Origin of the sequence: Mesorhizobium sp. M6A.T.Ce.TU.002.03.1.1 (genome assembly GCF_003997275.1) — a bacterium.
In the GTDB taxonomy this organism is placed as follows: domain Bacteria; phylum Pseudomonadota; class Alphaproteobacteria; order Rhizobiales; family Rhizobiaceae; genus Mesorhizobium; species Mesorhizobium mediterraneum.
The window spans coordinates 22,393-32,737 of sequence record NZ_RZTI01000064.1 but is presented as its reverse complement, the minus strand read 5'-3'; the positions used below and the strand labels follow the sequence as shown (position 1 = coordinate 32,737).

The window sequence follows — 10,345 nt, the reverse complement described above, 5'->3', positions numbered from 1 at the left end:
GCCAGACCGTCCGCCAGACTCAACTGACCCAAAACACGATCCGCCATCCCGAATCTCCCTGCTCCAACCTTCACCACAGAATCACCGTTCGGCTTCTGTGCAAAGGTCTCCTTGTGGGAGAAGGTGGCCTTGCGAAGCGAGGTCGGATGAGGGGTGTTCCAGGGAACGCCAGCGCCTCATTCCGTCCAGCACCCCTCAACCGTCTCGGCGCTGCGCGCCGATCCACCTTCTCCCACAAGGGGAGAAGGGAACAGAGCGCTACGGCATCAACTGGTATTCATAAAGCTTCTGGTAGAGCCCGCCTTGCCTAAGCAGCGTCCGGTGCGGGCCGCTTTCCACCACCTTGCCGGCTTCCAGAACCACGATCGTGTCGGCCTGGTGCACGGTCGACAGCCGGTGGGCGATGACGATGGTCGTGCGCCCGACCGTCAGCTGCTGTAGCGCATCGCGAAACAGCGCCTCGGATTCGGCATCGAGTGCGCTGGTCGCTTCATCGAGAAGCAGGATCTCCGCGTTGCGCAGCATGGCGCGCGCGATTGAGATACGCTGGCGCTGGCCGCCGGAAAGCAGCGCGCCGTTCTCGCCGACCTCCGTGTCGTAGCCTTTCGCCATGGCGGTGATGAAATTGTGGGCGTTGGCTGCCTTGGCGGCGGCGATCACGTCCTCGTCGGGCGCGTCCTGCCGCCCGAGACGGATGTTGTGCATCACCGTGCCGGCAAACAGGAACGTGTCCTGGCTCACATAGGCGATCTTCTGCCGCAGTGAGGCGAGTGTGGCGTGCGCAATGTCCTGGCCATCGAACAGCACCTTGCCGCTCTGCGGGTCGTACATACGCATGATCAGGTTGAGGATGGTCGACTTGCCGCCGCCCGATGGCCCGACCAGCGCCGTCATCTTGCCTGCCGCCAGGGTCAGGTCGAACCCTTCGAACACCGGCGGGCTTTCCGGATAGGCAAAGCTAACATTGTCGAAACGGATTTCGCCCGGCCCCGGCCGCAGCGGCTTGGCGTCCGGCTTTTCGGCCAGCGTCAGCGGCCGGTCGGCGAGCTGGAACATCATGCGCACGCCGACGATGCCGGTTTCCAGCGATATACGCACGCGGGCGAGGCGCTTTGCCGGTTCATAGGCAAGCAGCAGCGCCGCGATGAAGGCCATGATGTTGCCTGGCATCTGGCCCCCCTGCAGGACCAGAAGGCCGCTGACCAGGATGGCGCCGGAGATCGCCAGTCCGGCAAGCGTTTCCATCACCGGGCTGGTGGCAGCCTCCAGTGTAGCAATGTTGTTGGCGCGGTTCTCGACATCCGACACCGCCTTGTGCATGCGCTTGCGCATCGCGCCTTCGAGACCGAACGATTTGACGACACGCACGCCGATTGCCGTTTCCTGCATCACCTGCACGATCTGGCCTAGCGAGCGGAATTCCTGCGCGGCGATCTTGCGGACGCGCTTCAGGATGCGGTTGACGCCGTAGATGGCTATGGGCCCGATGACGAAGCAGATCAGGGACAGCGCAGGCTGCTGCCAGACCATGACCGCCACCAGGACAACCAACGTCACCAGGTCGCGCACATAGGACGTGACGACGAGGTCGAGCACGCTGCGAGCGGCCTGTGCATTGTTGGTCATGCGGGTGATCAGGTCGGATGACGAGGTCGAATGGTAGAACTCGATGCCTTGCGCCAGGATGCGGTCGTAGATCTTGCGCTGCCGTTCGGCGATGATGCTGTTGCCGACGCGGCTCATGAAATAGGCTTGGACGAAATTGGCGATGCCCTTGGCGATGAAGATCGCGGCGACCGCCGCGGCAATCCAGTTGATGCGCTCGACTCTTTTGTAGATCACGAACTCATTGGTGATTTCGCGCAGAATCCAGGCGCTGGCGCCCGTCATGGCGGCCACCACCAGCATCGACAGTATGGCGGCGCCGTATCCAAACTTGTGCTGGTGAAAGGATTCCCTGATCAGCCTTACGATAAGGCGCCGGTTCTCTTCCGAGCGTTCGTCACCTTTGAGGAACTTCAAGTTCACACTGGATTTCCGTGGTTGCGAATGTGGCGTTGAGCCCGAAGCCGATCACTGCGCCGCGACACACGATGCGGATTCGCCTCAATGGACGAAAGGCGGCTTATAGAGCGAGTTGTGGTCGGATGGAACTGTTCGCTGCCGCGGAAAGAAACGGCTGCGGCAACCTGTCTTTTGCTCCACGATGCACACGGCCCCGGAAATCGGATTCGATTTTCGCTGGGGATCATGCGCAAAATCAAAGTGCTGCAGCGTTCCTTTGCGCGTCCAAGAGGACGCGCGGCGCTGTAACGTGATTCTGAAAGAGGACGACGACAGATGAATTTCGACCTTATCGTCCGCGGCGGCATGCTGCCCGACGGCACAATCGCCGACATCGGCATCATCGGCGAGACGATCGCGGCCATCGAGCCAGAGTTGAACGTCACCGCGGGCACGGCGATCGACGCCCATGGCAATCTGGTCTCGCCGCCCTTCGTTGATCCACATTTCCACATGGACGCCACGCTCTCCCTGGGAATCCCGCGTATCAACGCGTCTGGCACGTTGCTGGAAGGCATTTCGCTTTGGGGCGAATTGAAGCCGCTGCTGACGCATGAGGCGGTGCGCGACCGCGCCCTCGCCTATTGCGACTGGGCGGTGTCGATGGGTCTGCTCGCCATCCGCACCCATGTCGATGTCTGCGACGACCGCTTGCTGGCGGTTGAAGCCCTGCTCGACGTGAAGAAGACGGTCGCGCCCTATATCGACCTGCAACTGGTCGCCTTCCCGCAGGACGGGTTTTACCGCTCGCCGACGGCGCGCGACAACACCATCAGGGCGCTCGACATGGGTGTCGACATCGTTGGGGGCATTCCGCATTTCGAGCGCACCATGGCCGACGGCACGCGGTCTGTGACGGAACTGTGCGAGATCGCGGCAAAGCGTGGCCTTATGGTCGACCTGCATTGCGACGAGACCGATGATCCGCTGTCGCGCCATATCGAGCAACTAGCCTATGAGACGCAACGCCTCGGCCTGCACGGCAGGGTCGCCGGCTCGCATCTCACTTCGATGCACTCAATGGACAATTACTATGTCTCGAAGCTGTTGCCGCTGATCGCCGAGGCCGGCGTCTCGGCGATCCCCAATCCGCTTATCAACATCATGCTGCAGGGCCGCCACGACACATCTCCCAAGCGCCGCGGCCTGACGCGGGTTAAGGAAATGCTTGCCCTCGGCATCCGCGTCGGCTGGGGCCAGGATTGCGTGCTCGACCCCTGGTATTCGCTGGGCACCGCCGACATGCTCGACGTCGCCTTCATGGGTCTTCACGTCGCTCAGATGTCGAGCCCGGCCGACATGGCGCGCTGCTTCGACATGGTCACCAATGTCAACGCCGCCATCATGGGCCTCGACGATCTCGGCCTGGCGGTCGGCAAGCGCGCCAGCCTCGTCGTCCTCGATGCCGGCGATCCGGTCGAGGCCCTGCGTCTGCGTCCCGAGCGCCTCTGCGTCATCGCCAGGGGCAAGGTGGTGGCCGAGCGGGCCAAGCAGGAAACGCGACTCTCGATCGCAGGACGGCCAGGAACTGTGAACCGCAGGCATCGCCCGCCCATTTCATGACCAATAATGGCAGGCCCAATAGGACATTGAACCTGCATCAAGCCGCGCGCTTCGATCAGATTGATAGGTCCAAACCTTAAGTCTACAATCAGGCTCCAGTTTTATGTCGAGGAGGACACCATGTGGCACAAGACGGCGATGGTGGTCGCGTTGGCGGCGATCTCAGGCTGCATGACGGCAGAAGACCGTCGTGCCGCGGACGAGGCGAAATGCCGGTCCTACGGCTTCGCCAGGAAGAATGATGCCTTCGCGGAATGCCTGCAGCGCATCGATCTCGCGCGGCGCGCGGAACTGAGAAGCGCGTCGGCTTTCGATCCCTGGGACCGGCCCGTGATCTATCGGCCGGTCATCCTTCGGCCACGGCCAAAGTAGGCCGTTCAAATTGGCGATTTTCAGTATAGGCCCAGCCGATTTCCGGCTCTGGTCTGGCCGGGTTCCCGATTTACGCTCGTCAAAGCGGCTGCTTGCGTCTACGACGCTGCTCACCGAGCTTTCATGCGGGAGGAAGCGACATCGGCATGGCACAGCCAACAGCCCAGAATTCGACGATCAGGAACGTGCTTTTGGCTGGCATTCTGCTGATGCTGGCCGGCGATTTCCTGTTTGCGTTGAACGATGCGATGGGCAAATGGCTGGTCGCCAGCTTTTCCGTCGGCCAAGTCGTGCTGATCCGCTCGATCGGCGCCTTTTTCGTGCTCGGCCCGATGATCGCGCGTCAAGGTACGGCCAAGCTGTTCCGCATGGAACGACCTGAGCTGCAGGTCTTGCGCGTCGTCATGACGACGCTCGACACGGCGCTGTTTTACGCCGCCGTCGTCTATCTGCCGCTCGCCGACGTTATGAGCTTCTATATGGCGGGGCCGATCTACGTTGCGGCATTGTCCCACCTGTTGCTCGGTGAAAAGGTCGGCTGGCGCCGCTGGATGGCGATCCTGGTCGGCTTCTGCGGCGTGCTGATCATGCTCAAACCGTCCTCGGCCGCGTTTTCGCTGTCGTCGACCTTCGCGCTGGCCGGAAGCATTTCATTCGCCTTCGCTATCATCCTCAACCGGCGGCTGCGCGGCACCAGCGACACCTCGCTCGTGACCTGGCAAACCATCGGCACATTGCTAGTCGGCGCGGTGCTGACCATCGGCAACTGGCAGACGCCGTCCTCGCTCGATTTCGGCGCCATGCTGCTTCTCGGCATCGTCTCCTGCGGCGCGCATCTGATGATCACCAGGGCGCTGAAGCTGGCGCCCGCTTCGACGCTGGCGCCGCTGCATTACAGCCTGCTGCTGTGGGCCGTCATCTTCGGGCTGGCCTTCTTCGGCGACATGCCCGGCCCGCGCATCCTGATCGGCTCTGGGATCATCGTGCTGGCCGGCCTGTTCATCTTCCATCGCCAGAAGGTGGTCGATACCGTGCCGCCTGAAAACGTGCCGAAAGGCGTGAATTAGGTCTAGCCCGCATGCACCGCCGCCAGATGCCTTGAAAACTCCGGCGTCTCCATCAGCGCCTTGCAGCGCGAAAAACGCCCGTCGGCATAGGCGCGGAAATCGTCGACCGGATTGCTATTGGCAAGCTGGATCAGCCCCCACAGCGTCCACAGCAGGTCGCACATTGCCTTGTAGATGACAACGCGGCCGCGCTCCGCCGGCGTTGGCTCGCCACCGAAATAGGCGAGCATCATCTCTTCCTCCTGCGCGGTATCAAACTGTCCTTCGACGCTGAGGTCGCCGAGATCCCAGAGCGGATCGTTCATGCCGGAATACTCCCAGTCGACGATCCACATCCTGTCGCCCGTATCGAGGAAGTTTTCGCACAGCGGATCGCAGTGGCAGGCGGCGAGGGGCAGGGGATGCGCGGCAAGGGCCGAGCGCACGGTTTCCGCCTCACGTACCACGTCGTGATAGCCGGTGGGCAGGGCGACGTCCTTGGTCGACAATACCTTCAGATAGTCGTCGATCATCGCAAAAAGCTCGAAGCGGAAGGGAAACACGGCGCCGGATGTATGCAATCTGCGGAAAGCTTCGCCGGCACGCGCCGGACTGCCCGGCCGGGTCCTGAATTTTTCCGGCGACATCGTCTCGGCTCCGACGACGAAACGCGTCATCATCACGCCTGTCTCGCCGTCGACATGCAGCACCTCGGGGCTGACGCCGGCCTTGGCGGCTTCGCGTGCCGCCACCGCCTCGCTGGCGCGGTTGATATACTCCTCTGTGCCCTTGCCGGGAATCCGGAGGCAGACATCTCCAGCCCTGAAGACGAGGTTGGTGAGGCCGCCAAGCCGCTCCAGCGGTCCCTGGTAGGCGGCCAGCATTGGAATGGCTGCAAGCGCCGCGCGTGCTTCCTCGTCCACCATCGCTTTCCGCCCCCTTTCGCGTCTTTATTTGTGGCGACGACGGTTCCACAAATTTCACCGTTTGGCTATCATCGCCGGCATGCGATTCACTCCAGCGCCGTGCGTCCCTGTTGGACGCGCAAAGGTCGCTGCAGCACTTGATTTTGCGGATAGGACTGCGATGGCGGACAGGAAAAATGAGGGTGCGCTCGCCGCAGCCTATGCAGCGCAGCGGCCAGAGGAGGTGGCGGCGCTCTACGACCGCTGGTCCGACACCTACGACGCCGACATGTTGGCGGCCGGTTACCGCCATCCAACCATCTGCCTTGCCTTGCTTGCCCGTCATTTGCCGCGCGGCGCGGCACCGCTCCTCGATGCTGGGGCCGGCACCGGGCTGATTGGCGAATGGCTTGCCATCACAGGCTATTCGCACGTCGAGGCGCTCGACATCTCGGCGGGCATGCTGGCCAAGGCCGAGCGCAAGGGCGTCTATTCGGCGCTTCACTGCCTGGCGCTCGGCGGGCCGCTGCCTTTCGCGGATAATGCCTATGCCGGGATCATATCGGCCGGCGTCTTCACCTCGGGCCATGTCGGCGCAGAGGGGCTGGACGAACTGATCCGCATCTGCCGGCCGGGCGGGGTGATCGTGCTGACGGTCAAGAACACGCTGTGGGACGCCGGCTTTTCCGCTCGGATTGCCGACCTCGAGGCGAAGGGCATCGTCACGCGCGCCGAGGAGACGTCGCCCTATGTGTCTATGCCGGGCGAGGCGGACACCGTGCCCAGCCGCGGCCTCGTTCTGCGCGTGAGCTGATCTAATGCATGTCGCCCAAAAGTGCGCAGCGGTTTTGGAATAACGACATGCATAAAAACAAGAACTTAAAGCGCGTCGCATGAATCCCTTCAGACGCGACGCGCTTTAGGCTCTGATCTTTTCTCCCGCCGGATCGTAAAGCGGCTCGAGATGGATCTTTGCCGGCGTCCGCTCCATCGCGACGACCAGCTCGTAATCGCCGGAGGCGAGAAAATCGTCGCTGACGCCATCGGCGTTGCGCACGTAACCATAGCCGATATTTTTGCCAATGGTGTAGCCATAGCCGCCGCTGGTCAGGTAGCCGACCGGCTCGTTGTTGCGCAAGATCGTCTCGCGCCCGAGCAGCACGATCTCGCAATCGTCGACCGTAAAGCCGGCAAAGCGTTTTTTCAGCACCACGCCGCTGACCCTTTCCAGCGCCCGACGTCCGAGGAAATCCGTGTTCTTTCTGAGTTTCACCGCCCAGCCGAGACCGGCCTCCTGCGGCGTGTCGTTGGGTGTGATGTCGGAGCCCCAGGCACGGTAGCCTTTTTCCAGCCGTAGCGATTCCAGCGCCCGGTAGCCGACCGGGCGGATGTTGTATGTCCTGCCTGCGGCCATCAGCGTGTCGAAAATCTCGCCCGCTGCCGCGATCGGCACATGCAGTTCCCAGCCAAGCTCGCCGACATAGGTGATGCGCAGCGCCCGGATGGTGTGGGTGGCAATGGAGATTTCCCGCACATGGCCGAACGGGAAAGCGGTGTTCGACACATCCGCATCGGTCACCGCAGCCAGCACGTCGCGCGCACGCGGTCCCATCAGCGACAGCGTGCCGAAATCCTCGGTGACATCGGTGAGCGTCACATCGAGCTCCTTGCCGACATGGTCGCCGATCCACGAGAAATCATGCGTCCTGAAACCGGTGCCGGTGACGACGTAGAACCGTTCTTCGCCGAGCCGCGCCACGGTCAGGTCGGCCTCGATGCCGCCGCGCGTGTTGAGAAGCTGCGTGTAGGTCAACCGGCCGACCGGCTTGCTGATGTCGTTGGCGCAGATCCAGTCGAGCGCCTTCAGCGCGTCCGCGCCGTTCAGTTCATATTTGGCGAAGGACGACTGGTCGAAGATACCGACGTGTTCGCGCACGTGCCGGTGCTCGTCGCCGACCGGCGAAAACCAGTTCTGCCGGCCCATCGAATAGATGTCCTTCGGCTCGACACCTTCGGGCGCGAACCAGTTCGGCCGCTCCCAGCCGAGCTTCGAGCCGAACACAGCGCGGTGCTTTCGCAGCCGTTCATAGAGCGGCGACACGATCCGCGGCCGGCCCGTGACATACTCCTCATGCGGGAAGCCGATCGTGTAGTGCTTGCCATAGGCTTCCAGCGTGCGGTCGCGGACCCATTGCCGGTCGCGGTGCAGGTCGGAAAAGCGCCTGATATCGACCACCCACAGGTCGAATGGCGCCTCGCCGCCGACCACCCATTGCGCCAGCACCCAGCCGGCGCCGCCGCCCGCCGCGATGCCGAAGGCGTTGAAGCCGGCGCCGACGAACATGTTGGCGCATTCGGGCGCCACGCCGAGGATGAAATTGCCGTCGGGCGTGAAACTCTCGGGCCCGTTGATCATCTGCTTGACGCCGACGGTTTCGAGCGCCGGAACCCGCGCGATCGCCTGGTTCATGTGCTGCTCGAAATGATCGTAATCGTCGTCGAACAGCCGGAACTCCCAGTCATCAGGGACGTCGCCCCCGGGTAGTTCGGTCGTCCAGGCTAGCGGGTTCGGCTCATAGCCGCCCATAACCAGCCCGCCGACCTCCTCCTTGAAATAGGTGCGGCGGTCGGGGTCGCGGATCGTCGGCGCATCGGTCGCCAACCCGTCGATCTTTTCGGTGATTATATACTGGTGCTTCACCGGCTGCAGCGGCACGTTGATGCCGGCTAGCGCGCCGACCTGCCGCGCCCATTGCCCGGCACAGTTCACCACCTTGTCGCAGGCGATATCGCCCCTGTTGGTCTTTATCGCGATGATGCGGCCATCCTTCAAGTCGAAGCCGGTGACGCGCACATCCTCGAACAGTCTGGCGCCATGCATGCGCGCACCTTTGGCCAGCGACTGCGTGATGTCGGAAGGGCTTGCCTGGCCGTCGGTCGGCAGCCAGCTGGCACCGACGAGATCGCCGGTTTCCAGCAGCGGCCACATTGTCTTGACCTCGGCCGGTGACAGCAACTGCATGTCCATGCCAAAGCTTTTCGCCGTCGTCGCCAGCCTCTTATACTCGATCCAGCGGTCGGCATTGGTGGCGAGCCTGAGGCACCCGGTCATCTTCCAGCCGGTGGCCAGCCCGGTTTCGGCTTCCAGCCCCTTGTAGAGATCGACCGAGTATTTCAGCACGCGGGTGATCGAGGCCGACGAGCGCAGCTGTCCGACGAGCCCCGCCGCATGCCAGGTGGAGCCGGAAGTCAGCTTGCCCTGTTCCAAAAGCACGACATCGGCCTTGTGGTCACGCGCCAGATGATAGGCCGTCGAACAGCCGATAATGCCGCCGCCGATGACGACGATCCCGGCATGGGCGGGCAATGTCATGATTTATGTCCGTATTTTGTTCTGTAGTTTTCCAGCGCGGCTTCCAGCCGTGTCAGGTTTTCGGCGGTATAGGCGACGTAGTCGATGCCGGGCGCGTCGAGATAAAGTTCAGAAACCATGCTCCACATCGCCTCGCGCAGCAGCGACGCGCATTGCATGGCCGCATGCGAGCGGCGGATCGCCTCGTCCGGCTCCTTCATGAAATAGGCGGTCAGAAAGGCGAAGGACTCCTCGTCGCTCATGCCGGCGTTCGAGGCGACGCCGGCAAGGTCGAACATCGCCGTGTTGAAACCGGCATATTCGAAATCGATCAGCCACAGTCTGTGGCCGTCGTCGAGAATATTAGCCGGCAAAAGATCATTGTGGCCAAAGACGATCGGCAGCAGTTTCTGCGCCCGTTCGAGCTCGTCCGCAAGCGTCAGCAACCGCGGCAACTCGCTTCGCATGCGGCTGCCGCCTTCCTCCAGCGTGCGCGCATAGTCGCGGATGACATGGAACACCCAGAACATGAAGCCGGCGCCGGAGACATGATTGGGCATCTCCCGGTGGAAGCCGCGCATCAGGGCGGCGACGCGGCCGATATTGGCGCGTACGTCTACCGCGACATAGGTCTTCGCGCCGAGAAATTCCGTCACTAGGATTCCGGGCTCGGAATAAAGGACCGCCGGCGCGAAGCCGGCGGCGTGTGCCGCACGGGTGGTCATCACCTCGCGCTCGCGAAAGACGTGATGGAACGGAAAGTCCTGACCGAAACGCACGACATGCCGCCCGGCCGCATCCTTGACCAGATAGTTCGCGTTGCTCAGGCCGCCCGGCAGCGGCGCGATCTCGATGCTGCCGGTCCAGCAGGGCAGCGCGCGGATGCGGTCCTCGGCGGTCACAGGTTCATCCCTCGTTGGGCGGGGTTCAAGACGCCGCGGGCGAGACAAAGATGGCGGCCGGCAGGAGGGAGCAATGCGAAGATCTCGTCGGTGCGGGATGCCAGGATCGGTATCCCGCACCGCACCGACGAGCCCCTGTGC

The 10,345-nt window shown here is 62.8% G+C and carries 8 protein-coding genes; 4 read left to right on the top strand and 4 right to left on the bottom strand.

What is annotated here, in order from left to right:
• Positions 1–258: 258 nt before the first annotated feature.
• Positions 259–1,908 carry an ABC transporter ATP-binding protein gene (locus EOC93_RS19205; RefSeq protein ID WP_245458178.1) on the bottom strand — a complete coding sequence of 550 codons (1,650 nt, stop codon included), beginning with the start codon at positions 1,906–1,908 and terminating at the stop codon, positions 259–261.
• A gap of 432 nt (positions 1,909–2,340) precedes the next feature.
• Here EOC93_RS19205 and EOC93_RS19200 point away from each other — a divergent pair, with 432 nt between their 5' ends.
• From EOC93_RS19200 to EOC93_RS19190, 3 genes are all read left to right on the top strand, one after another.
• A complete protein-coding gene (locus tag EOC93_RS19200; protein ID WP_127205405.1) occupies positions 2,341–3,627 on the top strand; it encodes an amidohydrolase family protein in 1,287 nt (428 codons plus the stop codon).
• Between the two features lie 120 nt (positions 3,628–3,747).
• Positions 3,748–3,999, top strand: a complete 252-nt coding sequence (locus EOC93_RS19195) for a hypothetical protein (protein WP_127205404.1) — start codon at positions 3,748–3,750, stop codon at positions 3,997–3,999.
• A gap of 146 nt (positions 4,000–4,145) precedes the next feature.
• On the top strand, positions 4,146–5,066 hold the full coding sequence (locus EOC93_RS19190) for a DMT family transporter (RefSeq protein ID WP_127205403.1): 921 nt from the start codon (positions 4,146–4,148) through the stop codon (positions 5,064–5,066).
• A gap of 2 nt (positions 5,067–5,068) precedes the next feature.
• Here EOC93_RS19190 and EOC93_RS19185 read toward each other — a convergent pair whose 3' ends face one another.
• Positions 5,069–5,971, bottom strand: a complete 903-nt coding sequence (locus tag EOC93_RS19185; RefSeq protein WP_127205402.1) for a phosphotransferase family protein — start codon at positions 5,969–5,971, stop codon at positions 5,069–5,071.
• A 160-nt stretch (positions 5,972–6,131) separates the two neighbouring features.
• On the opposite strand from EOC93_RS19185, the gene EOC93_RS19180 reads away from it, so the two are divergent.
• Positions 6,132–6,764, top strand: a complete 633-nt coding sequence (locus EOC93_RS19180) for a class I SAM-dependent methyltransferase (RefSeq protein WP_126103843.1) — start codon at positions 6,132–6,134, stop codon at positions 6,762–6,764.
• Positions 6,765–6,869: 105 nt separating this feature from the next.
• On the opposite strand, the gene EOC93_RS19175 is transcribed toward EOC93_RS19180, so the two are convergent.
• Positions 6,870–9,323: an FAD-dependent oxidoreductase gene (locus EOC93_RS19175; RefSeq protein ID WP_127205401.1), complete on the bottom strand. Its 2,454-nt coding sequence runs from the start codon at positions 9,321–9,323 to the stop codon at positions 6,870–6,872.
• Entirely contained in the window at positions 9,320–10,204 is an 885-nt protein-coding gene (locus tag EOC93_RS19170) for a phosphotransferase family protein (RefSeq protein ID WP_127205400.1), read from the bottom strand. The genes EOC93_RS19175 and EOC93_RS19170 overlap by 4 nt, the downstream gene beginning before the upstream one ends.
• Positions 10,205–10,345 lie beyond the last annotated feature (141 nt).

Excerpts from the sequence above, each read along its gene's own strand:
- EOC93_RS19195 (WP_127205404.1), top strand. The coding sequence starts at position 3,748 with ATGTGGCACAAGACGGCGATGGTGGTCGCGTTGGCGGCGATCTCAGGC.
- EOC93_RS19180 (WP_126103843.1), top strand. The coding sequence starts at position 6,132 with ATGGCGGACAGGAAAAATGAGGGTGCGCTCGCCGCAGCCTATGCAGCG.
- EOC93_RS19175 (WP_127205401.1), bottom strand. The coding sequence starts at position 9,323 with ATGACATTGCCCGCCCATGCCGGGATCGTCGTCATCGGCGGCGGCATT.
- EOC93_RS19185 (WP_127205402.1), bottom strand. The coding sequence starts at position 5,971 with ATGGTGGACGAGGAAGCACGCGCGGCGCTTGCAGCCATTCCAATGCTG.
- EOC93_RS19200 (WP_127205405.1), top strand. The coding sequence starts at position 2,341 with ATGAATTTCGACCTTATCGTCCGCGGCGGCATGCTGCCCGACGGCACA.
- EOC93_RS19190 (WP_127205403.1), top strand. The coding sequence starts at position 4,146 with ATGGCACAGCCAACAGCCCAGAATTCGACGATCAGGAACGTGCTTTTG.
- EOC93_RS19205 (WP_245458178.1), bottom strand. The coding sequence starts at position 1,908 with ATGCTGGTGGTGGCCGCCATGACGGGCGCCAGCGCCTGGATTCTGCGC.